Source organism: Kitasatospora sp. NPDC059827 (genome assembly GCF_042731675.1).
Classification (GTDB): Bacteria; Actinomycetota; Actinomycetes; order Streptomycetales; family Streptomycetaceae; genus Kitasatospora.
Genome location: NZ_JBHWIV010000023.1, coordinates 81,329 through 99,520 on the forward strand (window position 1 = coordinate 81,329; position 18,192 = coordinate 99,520).

The 18,192-nt window shown below is 73.1% G+C and carries 16 protein-coding genes; 13 read left to right on the plus strand and 3 right to left on the minus strand.

Translation table 11 applies throughout. The features are described 5' to 3' along the window. Positions 1–304: 304 nt before the first annotated feature. The 6 genes from ACFV8H_RS17075 (at position 305) to ACFV8H_RS17100 (ending at position 7,306) form a co-directional block, all read left to right on the plus strand. A complete protein-coding gene (locus ACFV8H_RS17075; RefSeq protein ID WP_380400479.1) occupies positions 305–1,300 on the plus strand; it encodes an ABC transporter permease in 996 nt (331 codons plus the stop codon). Between the two features lie 105 nt (positions 1,301–1,405). Continuing rightward, on the plus strand, positions 1,406–3,160 hold the full coding sequence (locus ACFV8H_RS17080) for an ABC transporter substrate-binding protein (protein WP_380400481.1): 1,755 nt from the start codon (positions 1,406–1,408) through the stop codon (positions 3,158–3,160). A 111-nt stretch (positions 3,161–3,271) separates the two neighbouring features. Further along, positions 3,272–4,264, plus strand: a complete 993-nt coding sequence (locus ACFV8H_RS17085; protein ID WP_380400483.1) for an ABC transporter permease — start codon at positions 3,272–3,274, stop codon at positions 4,262–4,264. 47 nt (positions 4,265–4,311) lie between these two features. Next, complete coding sequence (locus tag ACFV8H_RS17090) at positions 4,312–6,009, plus strand: dipeptide ABC transporter ATP-binding protein (protein WP_380400485.1); 1,698 nt, start codon at positions 4,312–4,314, stop codon at positions 6,007–6,009. A gap of 155 nt (positions 6,010–6,164) precedes the next feature. Continuing rightward, on the plus strand, positions 6,165–6,605 hold the full coding sequence (locus tag ACFV8H_RS17095) for a cytidine deaminase family protein (protein WP_380400487.1): 441 nt from the start codon (positions 6,165–6,167) through the stop codon (positions 6,603–6,605). A 137-nt stretch (positions 6,606–6,742) separates the two neighbouring features. Further along, a complete protein-coding gene (locus ACFV8H_RS17100) occupies positions 6,743–7,306 on the plus strand; it encodes an EF-hand domain-containing protein (RefSeq protein ID WP_380400489.1) in 564 nt (187 codons plus the stop codon). A 90-nt stretch (positions 7,307–7,396) separates the two neighbouring features. Here the strand turns inward: ACFV8H_RS17100 and ACFV8H_RS17105 are convergent, their stop codons facing one another. Further along, entirely contained in the window at positions 7,397–8,443 is a 1,047-nt protein-coding gene (locus ACFV8H_RS17105; RefSeq protein WP_380400491.1) for an EamA family transporter, read from the minus strand. Positions 8,444–8,576: 133 nt separating this feature from the next. On the opposite strand from ACFV8H_RS17105, the gene ACFV8H_RS17110 reads away from it, so the two are divergent. The 6 genes from ACFV8H_RS17110 (at position 8,577) to ACFV8H_RS17135 (ending at position 13,141) form a co-directional block, all read left to right on the plus strand. Next, positions 8,577–9,020: a gamma-glutamylcyclotransferase family protein gene (locus ACFV8H_RS17110; protein WP_380400493.1), complete on the plus strand. Its 444-nt coding sequence runs from the start codon at positions 8,577–8,579 to the stop codon at positions 9,018–9,020. A 172-nt stretch (positions 9,021–9,192) separates the two neighbouring features. Further along, entirely contained in the window at positions 9,193–10,434 is a 1,242-nt protein-coding gene (gene cbiE / locus ACFV8H_RS17115) for a precorrin-6y C5,15-methyltransferase (decarboxylating) subunit CbiE (protein ID WP_380400495.1), read from the plus strand. Further along, positions 10,431–11,192, plus strand: coding sequence for a precorrin-4 C(11)-methyltransferase (gene cobM / locus ACFV8H_RS17120; RefSeq protein WP_380400497.1), 762 nt, complete (start codon positions 10,431–10,433; stop codon positions 11,190–11,192). The genes cbiE and cobM overlap by 4 nt, the downstream gene beginning before the upstream one ends. After that, positions 11,189–11,956 carry a cobalt-precorrin-6A reductase gene (locus tag ACFV8H_RS17125; protein WP_380400499.1) on the plus strand — a complete coding sequence of 256 codons (768 nt, stop codon included), beginning with the start codon at positions 11,189–11,191 and terminating at the stop codon, positions 11,954–11,956. The genes cobM and ACFV8H_RS17125 overlap by 4 nt, the downstream gene beginning before the upstream one ends. A gap of 93 nt (positions 11,957–12,049) precedes the next feature. Continuing rightward, positions 12,050–12,553, plus strand: coding sequence for a DinB family protein (locus tag ACFV8H_RS17130; RefSeq protein ID WP_380400501.1), 504 nt, complete (start codon positions 12,050–12,052; stop codon positions 12,551–12,553). Positions 12,554–12,634: 81 nt separating this feature from the next. Next, a complete protein-coding gene (locus ACFV8H_RS17135; protein WP_380400503.1) occupies positions 12,635–13,141 on the plus strand; it encodes a protein phosphatase in 507 nt (168 codons plus the stop codon). Between the two features lie 25 nt (positions 13,142–13,166). Here ACFV8H_RS17135 and ACFV8H_RS17140 read toward each other — a convergent pair whose 3' ends face one another. After that, entirely contained in the window at positions 13,167–14,696 is a 1,530-nt protein-coding gene (locus ACFV8H_RS17140) for a UDP-N-acetylglucosamine 1-carboxyvinyltransferase (RefSeq protein WP_375885038.1), read from the minus strand. A gap of 174 nt (positions 14,697–14,870) precedes the next feature. Then, entirely contained in the window at positions 14,871–16,124 is a 1,254-nt protein-coding gene (locus ACFV8H_RS17145) for a cobalt-precorrin-5B (C(1))-methyltransferase (protein WP_380400505.1), read from the minus strand. 301 nt (positions 16,125–16,425) lie between these two features. Between ACFV8H_RS17145 and ACFV8H_RS17150 the strand changes: the two genes are divergently transcribed. Continuing rightward, positions 16,426–18,165 (plus strand): TIGR03767 family metallophosphoesterase, encoded by a 1,740-nt coding sequence (locus ACFV8H_RS17150; RefSeq protein WP_380400507.1) that lies wholly within the window; start codon positions 16,426–16,428, stop codon positions 18,163–18,165. Positions 18,166–18,192 lie beyond the last annotated feature (27 nt).

Consider the following 18,192-nt stretch of genomic DNA (forward strand, 5'->3'; position numbering starts at 1 on the left):
ATCGTACCAATACCCCGGGGACTGTGGCGGAGGTCTCAGAATGCGGAACGAGCGGTCCGCTTCGGTGCGTTATGTCCGTTCTCCTGCAACGGCCGTGTTGCGGGGAAATGAAGCCGCCACAATTCCCGAAACAGTCCGGAAGGAATTCCCGAAGGGCGCCTTCCGGTGATTTGCGGAAGGCCGGACGCATCCGATCTGATGGCGCTCGAACGGCCGCCGGGAAACCCCCGGGAGCCGGTTCGGAAATGCCCACCAGCGCACCCTCACCCATGGGGCGGCGGAGAATTCGGGGAGTACGCCTCTCATGGCAGCGGTCGACACAGTCGCAGTTACCGGTCCGGCCCCCGGGCCGACCCCCGAGCCGACCCCCGGGCCCGCCGCACCGAGCCTGCTGCGCCGGGTGCTGCGCGACCGAGTCGGCGCCGCCGCCTCGGCCGTCGTCCTGCTGTTCCTGCTGCTCGCCCTGGCCGCGCCGCTGGTCGCCGCCCTGTACGGGAAGAACCCGGTCGAGCACTACGGCCAGAACACTCCCGGCCTGCTCAGCGACGGCGGCCTGCCGATGCTGCCGAACGGCGGGATCTCCGGCGAGTTCTGGTTCGGCCTGGAGCCCGGCCTCGGCCGGGACGTGCTGACCCAGCTGCTGTACGGCATCCGCACCTCGCTGCTGATCGCCTTCGCCGCGGCCGCCGTGACCACCACGCTCGGCGTGCTGGCCGGGGTCGCGGTCGGCTACCTCGGCGGGATCGCGGACCGGCTGTTCGGGTTCCTCGCCAATGTGCTGCTGGCCTTTCCGACCCTGCTCCTGCTGCTCGCGCTCAGCCCGGTGATCCAGTCCCGACTGGTCGATCCGGGCGCCGCGGAACCGGAGTGGATGCAGTTCCTGGTGCTGATCCTGGTCTTCTCCGCGTTCGGCTGGATTCCGCTCGCGCTTTCCCTCCGGGCCACCGTCCGATCGCTCCGGGAAAGGGATTTCGTGCAGTCCGCCCGGGCACAGGGGGCGAGCCGCCTCCACATCGTCGTCCACGAACTGCTGCCGAACGTCCGCTCCCAGCTGATCGTGCACGCCACCATGGCCGTGCCGACCTTCGTCGCCTCCGAGGCCGCACTGTCCTTCCTCGGCGTCGGCATCACCGAGCCCGTCCCCGACTGGGGGCGGATGATCTCGCGCGGCTCGGAGGTCTTCCAGGCCGACCCGACCTACCTGGTCTTCCCGGGCGTGGCCCTGCTGGTGTTCGTGCTCGCCTTCAACCTGCTCGGCGACGCCCTCCGGGACGCGCTGGACCCGCGCCGCGCCCGCTGATCCCCCCTTCCGCTTCCCCGCCCCGTCCGCTTCCCGTTCCGCTTCCCCTGATCAACCATCCGAGCCCGCCCCGACCGGACGTGTCGGGGCAAGGAGAGATTCGCCATGCGCTGGACCAAACCGTCGCTCGCCGTCATCGCCACCGCCCTGCTGGCGACCTCCTGCTCGGCAGGCGCCGGCAGCACCGGCTCCGCCGCCGGCGGGGCCCCGGCCAAGGAGACCTCGCCGCTGACCGCGGCACTCGGCACCGAGAAGGACAGCGCGGGCCCCGCCCCGGCCGTCCCCGGCGCCCGCCCGGGCGGCACGGTCAACGTGTACAACAGCGTCGAGTTCCGCCACCTGGACCCGCAGAAGGTCTACGCGGGCGCCTCGTACAACGCCTCGCTGCTCTGGGGCCGCCAGCTGACGCAGTACCAGGTCGTCGACGGCAAGGCCAAGCTGGTCGGCGACCTGGCCACCGACACCGGCACCCCGACCGACGGCGGGCGCACCTGGACGTACCGGCTCAAGGAGGGCGTGGCCTGGGAGGACGGCAAGCCGATCACCGCCCAGGACGTCAAGTACGGCATCGAGCGCACCTTCGGCAAGGGCTACGAGGTCGGCCCGCCGTACTGGCCGCAGTGGCTCACCGGCGAGGCCAGCTACGAGGCCGCGCGCGCCAAGTACGCCGGACCGCAGGCCGGTGACCTGGACGCGATCGGGACCCCGGACGAGCGCACCCTGGTCTTCCACTTCCCGCAGCCGCAGGCCGACGTGCCGTACATGGCCGCGCAGTCCTCCTCCTCCCCGGTGCGCCGGGACAAGGACACCGGGACGGACTACGACCGGCTGCCGTTCGCCAGCGGCCCGTACCGGATCGTCGAGCACGTCCAGAACACCCGCATGGTGCTGGAGCGCAACCCGGCCTGGAAGGCGGAGACCGACCCGATCCGCAACCAGTACCCGGACAAGTTCGTGTTCACGTACGGCAAGGAGGCACTCAACGGCAACCAGGAGATCCTCTCCGGGCGGGACGGCGGCGCCAACGCCACCACCGCCTCCGACGAGCTCTCCCCCGAGCTGTACCAGTCCGCCGACACCGACCCCAAGGCCAAGGACCTGGTCGTCTCCGGCCGCCGGGGCGCCTTCGTCACCCAGCTGGTGATCAACAACGAGCGGGTGCCGGACGTCGAGGTGCGCAGGGCCCTCAACCTCGCCTACCCGCGCCAGCAGGCCCGGCAGGTCCAGGGCGGCTCCCGGACCGGCGAGCTCGCCACCACGCTCAGCTCGCCCGCGCTGATCGACTGGCAGAAGTACGACCTCGACCCGGCCAGGCCCGAGGGCGACCCGGAGGCCGCCAAGGCCGCGCTCGCCAAGGCCGAGCAGGCGCCGGCCAGCCTGACGTACGCGTACAAGAACACCCCGGACGGGCAGCGCGTCGCCCAGGTGCTGGTGGACGGCTTCGGCAAGGCGGGCATCACCGTGGTGCCCAAGCCGATCGACCCCAAGGCCTTCCTGGACGAGGTGCACCGGGCCGACTCGCCGTACGACCTGTTCGAGGAGACCAGCTCCGTCGACTGGCCGACCCCGTCCACGCTGATCCCGTTCTCCTTCGACGGCCGGGCCGGCAGCGACATCAACTCCGCGCGCTACCGCAACCCCGCGGTCGACAAGGAGATCGACCGGATCAACCAGATCGGCGAACCGCGCGCCAAGGCCAAGGAGCTGTACGCGCTGGAGCAGACCGTGATGAAGGACCTGCCGGTGCTGCCGCTCACCTACCCGACGGTCAACCAGCTGCGCGGCAGCAACGTCGGCGGGGCGTTCATCCACCCGATCTACGGGGCGGTCGGGCTGACCTGGCTGTACCTGAAGTCGTGACGGCTCGGGGGCCTCTGGAGCTGACACTCCGAGGCCCCCGGCTCCCGGCTCCCGCCCCGTCCCCGTCTCCGTTTCCGTTTCCGTCTCCGTCCCGTCGACCCCGGACCGGCCATGCTCTCCTTCGCCCTGCGGCGGACCCTCCAGGCGCTCGGCGTCCTGCTCGCGGTCTCCGCCGCCGCCTTCGCCCTCTTCTACGCCGCGCCCGCCGACCCCGCCCGCGCCGCCTGCGGCCCGCGCTGCGACAGCGGGCAGATCGCGGCGGTGCGCCAGAGCATGGGCCTGGACCAACCGCTGCTCGCCCAGTACACCGACTACCTGGTCGGCGTGGTCGCCGGGCGGGACATCAACGACGTGGACGGCTCGGTCATCCACTGCGCGGCCCCCTGCCTCGGCTACTCCTACCGACTGCACCAGCCCGTCACCGAGGCGCTGGCCGAGCACCTGCCGGTCACCTTCTCGCTGACCGCCGGGGCGCTCGCCGTCCTGCTGGTCCTCGGCCTCGGCACCGGGTTCGTCTCCGCGCTGCGGCACGGCCGCCGCACCGACCGGCTGCTGTCCGGCTTCACCCTGGTCGGCGCGAGCGTGCAGATCTACTTCCTCGGCTACCTCGTGCAGTGGGCGCTGGTGTACTCCACGGGCCTGCTGCCGCTGCCCTCCTACACCCCGCCCGGCGAGGACCCGGCGGCCTGGGCGGGCGGGATGCTGCTCCCCTGGCTCGTCCTCGGCTTCGTCAACTCGGCCGTGTTCGCCCGGCTCTCGCGCTCCCAGCTGCTGGAGACCATGAACGAGGAGTACGTCCGCACCGCCCGCGGCAAGGGGCTGGGCCGGCTGCGCGCCCACCTCAAGTACACCTCGCGCGGGGCCGCCGGGCCGCTGGTGCAACTGCTCGGGCTGGAGGCCGGGGTACTGCTCGGCGGGGCCGTGATCACCGAGACGGTGTTCGGGCTGAACGGGGTCGGGCGGTTCGCCGCCCAGGCGGTGTCCGGGCAGGACCTGCCGGCCGTGGTCGGCGCGGTGCTGCTGGCCGCCTGCTTCGTGGTGCTGTTCGTCGCGCTGGCGGACCTGGCGGTGGCCTGGCTCGACCCGCGCATCCGGCTGGGCTGAGAGGAGCCGCAACGATGAAGTCTCCCGAATCCCAAGGTGGTCGTGCGATGGATGCCGAACCGGTGCTCAGTGTCAGGGACTTGACGGTCGAGTTCGCCGATCCGCGCGGCGGTGCCCCGGTGACCGCCGTCCGGGGCCTGTCCTTCGACCTCGCGGCGGGTGAAGTCCTCGGCCTGGTCGGCGAGTCGGGCTCCGGGAAGTCCACCGTCGGACTGGCCCTGCTCGGCCTGCACGACCCGCGGGCCACCACCGTCACCGGCTCGGTCCGGCTGGACGGAACGGAGTTGGTGGGCGCCGGGGAGTCCGTGCTGCGCGGGGTGCGGGGCGCCCGGGCCGCACTGGTCTTCCAGGACGCGCTCACCTCGCTCAGCCCCTTCCACGGCGTCGGCGCCCAACTCGCCGAGATGTACCGGCTGCACCACCCGGCGGCCGGGCGGGCCGAGGCCCGCCGACGGGCGGCCGCGATGCTCGACCGGGTCGGCATCCCCGCCGCCCGGCTGCGCGACTACCCGCACCAGTTCTCCGGCGGGATGCGGCAGCGGGTGATGATCGCGATGGCGCTGATGAACGACCCGAAGCTGCTGGTCGCGGACGAGCCGACCACCGCGCTCGACGCCCGGGTCCAGCGCCAGGTCCTCGACCTGCTGGGCGAGTTGCAGCGCGAGCACGGCACGGCGGTGCTGCTGGTCAGCCACGACCTCGGCGTGGTCGCCGGGACGACGGACCGCACCCTGGTGCTGCGCGACGGTGCCGAGGTCGAGTCCGCGCCGACCGGCGAACTGCTCGCCGCGCCGCGCCGCCCGTACACCCGCGCCCTGGTGGGCGCGGCGCTGCGGCTGGACTCGGTACCGGGCAGCGCGCTTCCGACGGTCGACGATCCGTCGCCCACCCGGACGTTCGCGCCCAGGCCGACGGCGGCCGGGCGCCCCGATCGCCCCGGGCGCTCCGAGCGCCCTGAGCGCCCCGAGCGGTGGCTGGTGGAGGTGGAGGAGCTCTCCGTGCACTTCCCCGGGCGGCGGCGCCTGCCCTCGCTCCGGGCCGAACCGGTCCGGGCCGTGGAGGGGGTGAGCCTGCGGATCGCCCCGGGCGAGACGCTCGGACTGGTCGGCGAGTCCGGCTCCGGCAAGTCCACCACCTCCCGGGTGCTGGCCGGGCTGCAACGCCCCACCGGCGGACGCGTCCGCTACGACGGCCAGGACGTCACCCGGCCGGACCGGGAGCTGCGCCGCCGGCTCAGCCGGGAGATCCAGCTGGTCTTCCAGGACCCGTACGCCTCGCTCAACCCGCGCCGCACCGTCGCCCAGACCCTCGACACCCCGCTGCGGCTGCACACCCCGCTGGACGCGGCGCAGCGGCGCGAGCGCGCGGCCGAACTGCTGGAGCAGGTCGGCCTGCCCGCCGGGCACCTGGACCGCTACCCGCACGAGTTCTCCGGCGGGCAGCGGCAGCGGATCGGCATCGCCCGGGCCCTGGCGCCCGAACCGCGGCTGATCATCGCGGACGAGCCGGTCTCGGCGCTCGACGTGTCGGTGCAGGCGCAGGTGCTCAACCTGCTGATGGAGCTGCGCGAACGGCTCGGCGTCGCCTTCCTGTTCGTCTCGCACGACCTCGCGGTGGTGCGGCACTTCTGCGACCGGGTCGCGGTGATGCACCGGGGGCGGCTGGTGGAGTCGACCGACCGGGAGCGGCTGTTCGAGGCGCCGCACACCGAGTACACCCGGGAGCTGCTGGCAGCGGCGCACTGAGCGGCGGTCATGACGGCGCGGGGGTGGGTTGGCGCGACCGGGGGTGCAGCGGAGATGATCGAAGGGTTTCGGTTCCGGGTTCGGGTTCGGTTCCGGGTTCGGGTTCGGGTTCCGCGTTCGAGTCAGGTTCGGGTTCTTAGAGAGGACCGCTGATCATGTCCGGCATCGACCATGAGGCCGCCGACGGGCAGGCCGCCGAGCCGGGGGCCGTCGACCGGGAGCTCGTCGAGGCGGCCCTGGAGGCGGCCCGGCGGTACACCCGGGGCGACAACCACACCGTCGCGGCGGCCGGGCGCAACGCCGACGGCCGGATCGTCACCGCGGTGAACGTCTACCACTTCACCGGCGGCCCGTGCGCGGAGCTGGTGCTGATCGGGGCGGCGGCCGGCCAAGGGGCGTACGACCTCACCACGGTGGTGGCGGTCGGCGACCGCGAACGGGGGGTGATCCCGCCCTGCGGGCGCTGCCGCCAGGTACTGCTGGACTACTTCCCGCAGGTGCGGATCATCGTCGGACGGGGTTCCGGGCTGCGCACCGTGCCGGTGCCGGAGCTGTTGCCGGAGTCGTACGTCTGGGCCGACCACCAGGAGGGCTGAGCAGGCGGTCGGGCACCGTCGTTCGGCTTTCGTTCTGCTGCGCGAGCGCGGCTCCAGGCGTTAGCGTGCTGGCGACGTGACGTCGCTCACCGCGCCGCGGACGTGGAGCCGCAGCGCCGGCCACCGAAGGGGGCACATTGTCGGACGACCTGCTCATCGCGAAGATCAATCACGGTTTCGACCACCTCGACGCCGACGGAGACGGTCTGCTCACCGAGCGGGACCACGTGCTGATGGGCCACTCGGTGGCCCGCTCGCTCGGCCACCAGGAGGGTTCGGAGGCGGAGGCCGTGATCGTCCGCGCCTATCTGACGGTCTGGCACGACCTGCACCTCGCCGGAAGGCCCGCCGGAACGGAGGCCATCACCCGCGAACAGTTCGTCGCCTCGACCGGCGCGCTCGCCGACGACCCGGAGGCCGCCCGGGAGATCCTCGGCGCCCTGGCCGAGGCCTTCCTCACCGTCGCCGACGCCGACCGCAGCGGCACCGTGGACGCCGGTGAGTTCTTCGTGTTCCAGCGCGGCCATTTCGCGGGGCTCTGCCGCGACGACGCGGACGAGGCCTTCCGCCGGCTCGACCTCGACGGGGACGGGACGCTGTCGGCTGCCGAGTTCACCAGCGCGATCGTCGAGTACTGGACCAGCCGCGACCCCGAGGCACCGGGCAACTGGTGGACGGGGAAGCCGCCCGCCGCGCTCTGACCGCGCGGACGCGGACGTAGGCGCGGACGTAGGCGCGGACGGATCGTCCCGGTCGGTCGGCCGGGACGATCCGCCCGACCACGGTGCCGATCAGCGCCGACCGGCCTTCGACGGACGCCGACTGACGCTCACCACCAGGCAGACCCCGGCCACCACGATCGCCCCGCCCGCCAGGGTCGGGCCGGTCAACGGCTCGGCCAGGATCAGCCAGCCCAGCAGCACCGCGACCACCGGGTTCACGTACGCGTAGGTCGCCACCAGGGTGAGCGGGGCCGAGCGCAGCAGCCAGGCGTACGCGGTGAAGGCGAGCAGCGAGCCGAACACCACCAGGTAGGCGAGGGCCAGCCAGGACCGGCCGGAGACGGCCGCCGGGTCGAACCCGTGCTGCTCACCGCGGGCCAACCCGACCAGCAGGTCGCACAGGCCACCCGCCAGCATCTGGTACGCGCTCGCCGCGAGCACGTTGCCCGGCATCGGGATCTTCTTGCTCGCGAAGGAGCCGGCCGCCCAGCAGAGCGTGGCGCTGATGATCAGGACCACGCCCAGCGGCTCGATCGACCCACCGATCGCGGGGGCGGACAGCACGCCGAGGCCCACCAGGCCGAGCAGCACCCCGGCCAGCTCGGCGCGCTTCGGGCGCTCCCCGCCGCCGAAGGCTGTCAGCAGCACCATCCAGAGCGGCACCGCCGCCACCAGCAGGGCGGCCAGTCCGGAGGGGACGGAGGTCTCACCCAGCACCACCAGGCCGTTGCCGCCGGTCAGCAGCAGCAGGCCGACCAGTGCCGAGGAGGCCAACTGGCGACCGCTCACCCGCAGGGCCGCCGGGCCCTGGCGGACCAGCAGGAAGCCGACCAGCAGCAGACCGGCGGTGAGGAAGCGGGCGGAGGCGGAGAAGAAGGAGGGCATCGTCTCGACGACGATCCGGATCCCGAGGTAGGTCGAACCCCAGACCACGTAGACCACGGCGAGGGCCGCCCAGACCGCGCCGGAGAGCCGGGCGGGGGCGGTGGCGGTGGCGGGCTCGGACTCGGTGGCGGGGGCTGCGGCGGGCGCGGCGTCGGTGGGGCCGGGCGGGGTGCTGCCGGACGGTGTGCTGCCGGGGGTCGCTGCCGGTGACGGGGAGGCGGGCGATGTCATGTGTGTCCCCCTAGGACGGTGCTGGCTGAACATCCGATATGACAGCGCATCGGCGGCCCGGGGCGCCAGTGGGTTCCACGGATCGGTTGGCGGCACGTACCGTGGACGCTCCCCCAGCGAGGAGGTCGAACCCGTGTCCGCGCCCGAGCAGGCCCCACCGGCGGAAGCGGCGCTGCCGTTCTTCGTGTACGGCACCCTGCGCAGCGGCGGCCGCAACCACGCCGTCCACCTGGCCGGACGCTGCGCCGCGATCCGCCCGGCGGTCCTGGAGGGCGCCGCCCTGCACGAGGGGCCGGGGTTCCCGTACGCGGTGCCGGACCCGACGCCCGGCCGCCGGGTCGTCGGCGAACTGGTCACCGTACGCCCCGGCACGTACCCCGGAGCGCTCGCGGCGCTGGACCGGCTGGAGGAGTGCCGGGTGGACGGCACGGGGCTGTACGTACGGCGCCGACTGGTGGTCCGGACAGCGGCAGGCGAACCGTGCGAGGCCTGGGTGTACCTCGCCGGGCCGGCGGCCGAGGCACGGCTGCGCGCCCGGCCCGCACTGATCGCCTCGGGGGACTGGGTCGACCGGTGAGGACCGACGGCCGGCGGATGACAACCGACAGATGACAGAGTTCAACTTTCAGAGTTCAACTTTCAGATTTCAACATCTGAAAGTTGAACCCTGTCAGCCCACCGGGCTGCCGCCTGCGAACCGCCAGGTAGGCTGCCCCGGCCAGCAGGAACGAACCACGAGGAGCCACCCGGTGCCCGAGCTGCCCCCTCCGATCACCGTCGTCGGGATCGGGGCCGACGGCTGGCCCGGCCTCGCCGCCGGATCCCGGGCCGCGCTGCAGTCCGCCGAGGTGGTCATCGGCGGCCCCCGGCAGCTGGAACTGCTCCCCCGCGACACCGTCCCCGCCGAGCGCCTCGCCTGGCCGTCCCCGCTGCGCCCGGCCGTCCCGGGGCTGCTCGCCGAGCACGCCGGGCGCCGCATCGCCGTGCTGGCAAGCGGCGACCCGATGTTCTTCGGCATCGGCCGCACCCTCGCCGAGACCGTCGGCGCCGAGCGGCTGCGCGTCCTGCCGCACCCCTCCTCCGTCTCCTACGCCTGCGCCCGGCTCGGCTGGCCGCTGGAGGCGACCGAGGTGGTCAGCCTGGTCGGCCGACCGCCGGCCACGCTCGCCCTCGCCCTCCACCCCGGCCGCCGGCTGCTGGTGCTCAGCGCCGACGCCGGTACCCCGGCCGTCGTCGCTGCCCTGCTCACCGAGCACGGCTTCGGCACCGCCCGGCTGCGCGTGCTGGAGCAGCTCGGCGACGACGCCCGCGAGCGGGAGCTCGACGGCCGCGCCGACGACTGGCCGCACCCGCCGGGCGATCCGCTGAACCTGATCGCCGTCGAACTCGGCGACGGCCCGCGCGGCTCGCTCGTCCCCGGTCTGCCCGACGAGGCGTACGAGAACGACGGCCAGCTCACCAAGCGGCACGTCCGCGCCGCCACCCTGGCCACCCTCGCCCCCTCCCCCGGCGAACTGCTCTGGGACGTCGGCGGCGGCTCCGGCTCGATCGCCGTCGAGTGGCTGCGCGCCCACCGGGACTGCCGGGCCGTCAGCGTCGAGCGCGACCCGGCCCGGGCCGACCGGATCGCCCGCAACGCCGCCGCACTGGGCGTGCCCCGGCTCCGGGTGGTGACCGGCCGCGCCCCCGAGGCACTCGCCGAACTCCCCACCCCCGACGCCGTGTTCATCGGCGGCGGCCTCACCGCCCCCGGCCTGCTGGACGGTTGCTGGGCCGCGCTGCGCCCCGGCGGGCGGCTGGTCGCCAACACCGTGACGCTGGAGTCCGAGGCGCTGCTCACCGAGTGGTACCGGCGCCACGGCGGGGAGTTGGTCAAACTGGCCGTCGCCCACGCCGTCCCGGTCGGCGGTTTCACCGGGTGGCGGCAGGCCATGCCGGTCACCCAGTGGTCCGCCGTCAAGCCCAACACCCACCAGGAGGACGCCTCGTGACCGTCTACTTCATCGGAGCCGGCCCGGGCGCCGCCGACCTGATCACCCTGCGCGGCCAGCGCCTCCTGGCCCGCGCCGAGGTCTGCCTCTACGCCGGCAGCCTCGTCCCGCGCGAGCTACTGGACGAGTGCCCGCCCGGCGCCCGGTTGGTCGACACCGCCCAGCTCAACCTGGACCAGATCGTCTCCGAGCTGGTCGCCGCGCACGAGGCCGGCCGGGACGTGGCCCGGCTGCACTCCGGCGACCCCTCCGTCTTCTCCGCCGTCGCCGAGCAGATGCGCCGCCTGGACGCGGCCGGGGTGCCGTACGAGGTGGTCCCCGGCGTTCCCGCCTTCGCCGCCGCCGCGGCCGCGTTGAAGCGGGAGTTGACCGTGCCGACCGTCGGCCAGACCGTCATCCTCACCCGGATCGCCAAGCGCGCCACCCCGATGCCCGAGGGCGAGGACCTCGCCACCCTCGGCCGCAGCGGCGCCCTGCTGGTGCTGCACCTGGCGGCCGGCTACGTGGACGACGTGGTCGAGCAGTTGCTCCCGCACTACGGCGCCGACTGCCCGGCCGCCGTGGTCGCGATGGCCAGCCGCCCCGACGAGCTGGTGCTGCGCGGCACGCTGGCCGACATCGCCGGGCAGGTCAAGGCGGCCGGCGTGGTGCGCACCGCCGTCATCCTGGTCGGCCGCACCCTCGCCGCCGAGCAGTTCCGCGACAGCCACCTCTACTCGGCGGACCGCGAGCGGCCGCACGAGCCCTGCGGCGCATGACCCCCGACGGCCCTACTCGCACCCCCGCCCACGTACTGATCCTCGGCGGGACGACCGAGGGTCGGACACTGGCCGCCGCACTGGACGGCCGGCCGGGCCTGCGGGTCACCAGTTCGCTGGCCGGGCGGGTCGCCCAACCCCGGCTGCCCGTCGGCGAGGTACGGATCGGCGGCTTCGGCGGCCCGGACGGGCTGGCCGACTGGCTGCGGGCCGAGGCGGTGGACGCCGTGGTCGACGCCACCCACCCGTTCGCCGCCGGGATGTCGAACAACGCCGCCCTCGCGGCCGCTGCCACCGGCGTGCCGCTGCTGGTGCTGCGCCGCCCCGGTTTCGCGCCCGTCGCCGGGGACCGCTGGCACCTCGCCCCTTCCCTGACGGCCGCCGCCACGCTGCTGCCCGGCCTCGGCCGCCGGGTCTTCCTCAGCTCCGGCCGCCAGGGCATCGCCGCCTTCGCCCACCTGGACGGGCTGCACTTCCTGGCCCGCTCGGTGGACCGGCCGGAGCCGCCGCTGCCGCTCTCGCTCGAAGTCCTGCTGGACCGCGGCCCGTTCACCCTCGACGGCGAGCGGGCACTGCTGCGCGAGCACCGGATCGACGTGGTCGTCACCAAGGACAGCGGCGGCGCGGCGACCGCGCCCAAGCTGACCGCCGCCCGTGAACTCGGGCTGCCCGTGGTCGTGGTGGAACGCCCACCGGTGCCGGCCGGCCTGCCGGTGACACCGGACGTGGCGGGCGCGGTGCGCTGGCTGGAGCAGCGGGCCTGAGTCCGGGAGGGAAGCCGGTCGGGTGTCCGGGTACGTGTCCGGTCAGTGGAATATGGCGCGCGGGCACGCCGGTGGGACTGCCAGAGTGGCCGGATGACCGATGATCAGCGCACCATCACCCTGCAGACCGCCGACGAGCGGGCCACTCTGACCAGCTTCCTCGACCACCAGCGCGACACCCTGGCGATGAAGTGCGTCGGCCTCAGCACCGAACAGCTCCGCACCCGCGTGCTGGAGCCCTCCGCACTCTCCCTGCTCGGGCTGGTCCGCCACCTCGCCGAGGTGGAACGCGGCTGGTTCCGCAACGTCCTCAACGGCGAGGACAGGCGCGGCTTCTGGAAGCACCCCGACGACACCTCCGCCGAGTGGGACGTCGAGACCGCCGACCCGGAGGAGGCCTTCTCGGTCTGGCGCCGCGAGTGCGACCACGCACGGGAACTCGTCGCCGCCGCGGAGTCGTTGGACGTCCTGGGCCACTACGGCGAGGAGGCGTTCTCGCTGCGCTGGATCCTCACTCACATGATCGAGGAGTACGCCCGCCACAACGGCCACGCCGACCTCCTGCGCGAGCACCTCGACGGCAGCACGGGCGAGTAGCCCCGGCAGCGAGCAGTCCCGGGGAGAGCAGCCGCACGGGCGCGCAGGCACGCGGGGGCCGGCGGGCCGGAAGGAGCAGGAATGCGGACCCGCCAGAAGGACCGCGACGTCCACGGGCCGCAGGAGCCCTGGAACGAGATCGTCCCCGGGCTCTGGATGGGCGGGCACTACTGCACCCCGCCCGGCGGTGAGCTCCAACCCGTCGTCGCCGGGCGGCAGTTCGACCTGGTCGTCAGCCTCTTCACGCTCCCCGGCCACGGCCCGGCCCCGGGGGTCGAGCACGTCGTCCGGGAGGTGCCCGACCAGCCGCTCTCCCCCGGCCAGTTGCTCGCCGTCCAGGAGGCCGCGGAACTCACCGCCGCCGCCGTACGCCGGGGCCGCCGGACGCTGGTGCGCTGCCACTCGGGCTACAACCGCTCGGGCCTGGTGGTCGCCCAGGCGCTGGTCGCCCTCGGGCACGAGCCGGACGGGGCGGTCCGGCTGATCCGGGAGCGGCGTTCGCCCTGGGCGCTGAACAACCCGGTGTTCGTGGACTACCTGAACACCGGGTTGGACGTGGCGATCCTGCTGACCGGCCTCAGCGGCTGAGACGGGACCGGAGGGTGACGGACCGTCAGATGTCTCGGAAGGTCTCGATCTGGGCGCCGATGGAGTTGAGGCGCTCGGCGAGGTCCTCGTAACCGCGGTTGATGACGTAGACGTTGCGCAGCACCGAGGTGCCCTGGGCGGCGAGCATCGCGAGCAGGATGACCACGGCCGGGCGCAGCGCCGGCGGGCACATCATCTCGGCGGCGCGCCAGCGGGTCGGGCCCTGGACCAGGACGCGGTGCGGGTCGAGCAGCTTGACGTCCGCGCCGAGCCGGGTCAGTTCGGTGAGGTAGATCGCGCGGTTGTCGTAGACCCAGTCGTGGATCATCGTGGTGCCGTGCGCGGCCGCGGCGATGGCGGCGAAGAACGGCACGTTGTCGATGTTGATGCCGGGGAACGGCATCGGGTGGATGGTGTCGATCGGCGCGGTCAGCTTGGAGGGGCGCACAGTGAGGTCGACCAGCCGGGTGTGGCCGTTGTGGGCCCGGTACTCCGGGGTCCGGTCGTAGTCGAGGCCCATGCCCTCCAGCACCGCGAGCTCGATCTCCAGGAACTCGATCGGCACCCGGCGGATCGTCAGCTCGGAGGAGGTGACGACGGCGGCGGCGAGCAGGCTCATCGCCTCCACCGGGTCCTCGGCCGGGGTGTAGTCGACGTCGCAGCTGATCTCCGGGACGCCGTGGACGGTGAGGGTCGTGGTGCCGATGCCCTCGATCTTCACGCCCAGCTTCTCCAGGAAGAAGCAGAGGTCCTGGACCATGTAGTTGGGCGAGGCGTTGCGGATGACGCTCACGCCGTCGTGCCGCGCGGCGGCCAGCAGGGCGTTCTCGGTGACGGTGTCCCCGCGCTCGGTCAGCACGATCGGGCGGTCCAGCGGGGTGCCCGGCTCGACCGAGGCGTGGTAGGCGCCGCCGGTGGTGGCGACCTCCAGGCCGAAGCGCCGCAGCGCCGTCAGGTGCGGCTGGACGGTGCGGGTGCCGAGGTCGCAGCCGCCCGCGTACGGGATGGCGAAGTGCTGGGCGCGGTGCATCAGCGGGCCGAGGAACATCAGCACGCTGCGGGTGCGGCGGGCGGCCTCGACGTCCATCGCGGCGAGGTCGAGCTCGGCCGGCGGGGTGAGTTCGAGGTCGCGGCCCTCGTTCAGCCAGCGGCTCTTGACGCCGATGCTGGTGAGCACCTCGAGGATGCGGTAGACCTCCTCGATCCGGGCGACGCTGCGGATCGTGGTGCGGCCGGTGGTCAGCAGCGAGGCGCAGAGGATCGCGACGCAGGCGTTCTTGCTGCTGCGGACCTCGATCGCGCCGGAGAGGCGGGTGCCGCCGGTGACCCGGAGGTGCATCGGGCCGGAGTAGCCGAGGGAGACGATCTCGCTGTTGAGGGCATCGCCGATGCGCGCGATCATCTCAAGGCTGACGTTCTGCTTGCCCTGTTCGATGCGGTTGACGGCGCTCTGGCTGGTGCCGAGCGCCTCGCCGAGCTGCGCCTGGGACCAGCCGCGATGCTGACGCGCGGTACGGATGAGGGTGCCGATACGGGTGAGGTAGTCGCCTGTCACTCGGCAGACCATATCTCATGGTTGAGATGGCACCAGAATCAAGAGCGGATGTGGCGCCACTTATGTCCGTTTCTCACCACGTATGAGCCCTGGATCTTCACATCACCACACGACAGTTCTGAGGTTCCGCTGCACGGGTGAGTCGGCCGACCCCGGACGCCGACTGGGCACCGCTCAGGGGCCGAGCGGCTCCGCCCGACCGACGACGGCGCCCGCGCGGTCGATGCAGATGACGTCCACCGCGACCGGTGAACCGCGCAGCACCCCGAGCGCCGTCGCCCGGGCCGCCTCGGCGACCAGATCCCCCAGCGGCACCCCGGCCGCCCGACACAACTGCACTGCCTCCAGGCCGGTGTTGGCCGCCGCCACCGCCGCGGCCAGCTGCTCGTCCGCCCCGCCCTGCCGGGCCAGTTCGGCCAGGTAGCCCTTGTCCACCTGGGAGCGCGCCGAGTGCAGGTCGAGGTGCCCGTGGGCGAGCTTGGACAGCTTGGCGAAGCCGCCCGCGATGGTCAGTCGCGGCACCGGGTGGCGCTTGAGGTACTTGAGGACGGCCCCGGCGAAGTCGCCCATGTCCAGCAGGGCGTCCTCGGGCAGTCCGTGCACCGCGACCGCGACCTTCTCCGAGGTCGAACCGGTGCAGCCCGCCACGTGGGTGCGCCCGGCCGCCCGGGCCACGTCCACCCCGCGACGGATCGAGTCGATCCAGGCCGAGCAGGAGTAGGGGACGACGATCCCGGTGGTGCCGAGGATCGACAGCCCGCCGAGGATGCCGAGCCGGGGGTTCCAGGTCGAGCGGGCGATCTCCTCACCGTGGTCGACGGAGACCTCCACCACCACGTCCCCGCCACCGCCGTGCGCCGCCGCCACCTCGGCCACCGCGTCGCGGATCATCTGCCGGGGCACCGGGTTGATCGCGGGTTCACCGACCGCCAGAGGCAGGCCGGCCTTGGTGACGGTGCCGACCCCGGGACCGGCCCGGAAGACCACGCCGGTGCCGGGCTCGCCGAGTCGTACGGTCGCGCGGATCAGCGCGCCGTGGGTCACGTCGGGGTCGTCGCCGGCGTCCTTGACCACTCCGGCCGTGGCGGCGACCGGCCGCTGGGCGGCGGGCAGGCCGTCGGCGGTCGGGCCAGCGGCGGTCGGACCGTCGGCGGTCGGACCGTCGGCGGCGAGCGATCCGACGGCGGGCGGCACGGTGGCGGCCGCCTCGACGGCGAGGACCAGTTCCTCGACCGCGAGGGCGAAGGCTGGCTGCTGGCCCTTGGGGAGGGTGATGGTCACCGGGTCCGGGAACTCGCCGGTGAGCAGCGCCGTGTACGCGGCCTTGGTGGCGGCGGTGGCGCAGGCGCCCGTCGTCCAGCCGTGCCGCAGACCGCTGCTCTTCAGCTGACCGGCCCGGCCTCCCGCCTCGCCTCCCGCTGCGGCCACCTGCGCCTCGCTTCCGCATTCCGATCACGCCCGCCCCGACCACCCCGGTCGCGCCGCCGATTCTCCCCCATCCACCCCGCCGCACGGCGCCCGGGGGCGGGGCGCGCGGCGGAGGACGGTGCCCGGCGCGCGGCCGGAGCGGGGAGCCCCCGCCGTTCTCGAACTGTTCTCCGCACGGGTCTCGCTCCGTGCGACTACCAGCGAGTAATCTGTCGCTCCGTTATTTAGCGGGTTCATGACGTGGTCCGGCGACCGGGGCACCCGGCCGGGCCGCCAGTATGTGGGGGTTTCTGTGGCAGGCATGAGACGTCGTACGTTCCTGACCGGCACCTCGGTGGCCGCCGCCTGGTCGGCCCTGTCCCTGGGCGGCGCCCAGCTCGCCTCGGCCGCGGGCCGGGACCGGGCGCTGGCGACCACGGCCGCGCGGGCCGTCAACGTCACCGGGACCACCCTGGAGCAGGTGGCCACGCCGACCGGGGCCGGCTCCTACAAGCGGCTGGCGGCCGGGCCGGGTTGGCCGCTGGTGGTGCGCGGGGAGCTCGCGGCCCCCGGCAGCGGGCGGGACGACCGCCGTACCGGGCTGGCCAGCTTCGTCCAGTTCAGCGACCTGCACCTGGTGGACACCGAGTCCCCGGTGCGCTTCGAGTTCCTGGCCAAGTTCAACGACAGCGCCTACCGGCCGCAGGAGGCCCTGAACGCCCGTGGCGTCTCGGCCCTGGTCGAGCGGGTCAACTCGCTCGCCGGCGGCCCCTACACCGGCATGCCGTTCAGCCTGGTGATGGCCACCGGTGACAACACCGACAACCATGAGCTGGCCGAGCTGGACTGGTACCTCACCGTCATGGGCGGTGGGCGGATGGCCCAGAACACCGGCGACCCGACCCGCTACGAGGGCGTGCAGAACTCCGGCAACTCGGCCTTCTGGAACCCCGAACTCGCCTACGCCGACGTCTACAAGGCGAAGGGCTTCCCGCAGGTGCCCGGCTTCCTGTCCGCGGCCGGCCGCCCCTTCGACGCACCGGGTCTCACGACCCCCTGGTACACCACCGTCGGCAACCACGACGACAGCATCGAGGGCTCGCTGCCCGACTTCGGGCTGCTGAACGACCTCTACACGGGCGGGCTCAAGCTGGAGGGCTGCGACGACGCGACCGCCGCCCAGCTGATGGACTCGCTGCGGCGCGACCCGGCGGGCGCCGTCCTGCTGCTGGGCAAGCTGCTCGCGAACGGCGAGGCGGTGCGCCGGGTCACCCCGGACGAGCGCCGCCACCCGTTCACCCTCAAGCAGTTCGCCAAGGCCCACCTCGACCCGGCCGCCACCGGCGCCGGCCCCTACGGGCACGGCTTCACCTCGGACATGGTGAGCAGCGGCAAGCTCTACTACACCTTCCGGATCTCGGAGAAGGTCCTCGGCATCAGCCTGGACACCACCAACCAGGCCGGATTCGCCGACGGTTCGCTCGGCACCGCTCAACTGCGCTGGCTTGAGCAGCAGTTGAAGAACCACAGCGGGCACTGGTACGACACCAACGGGAACCGGGTGAACGGTGGCAGCACCGACGACGTGATCATGGTGTTCAGCCACCACACCAGCGGCTCGATGGGCAACCTGCTGCCCGACCCGCGCAACATCTTCGAGAAGCGGCACGACGGCAACGAGTTGACCGCCCTGCTGCAGCGCTACCCGAACGTGGTCGCCTGGGTGAACGGGCACACCCACATGAACAAGATCACCGCGCACGGCCACGCGGTGCCGGAGCGGGCGTTCTGGGAGATCAACACCGCTTCGCACATCGACTACCCGCAGCACGGGCGGATCATCGAGGTCGCGGACAACGGCGACGGCACCCTGTCGCTGTTCACCACGCTAATCGAGTCCTCCGCACCGTACGCGACGGACTTCGGCAGTACCTCGGACACCAACCTGGCGGCACTGTACCGCGAGCTCTCGTACAACGACCCCAACGGCCGGGTCTCCGCCCTGCTCGGCGCCGGGGAGGACCACAACACGGAGCTGCTGATCACCAAGCCGACCCGGTGACGGCCGCCGGCTGACAGCTGACAGAAA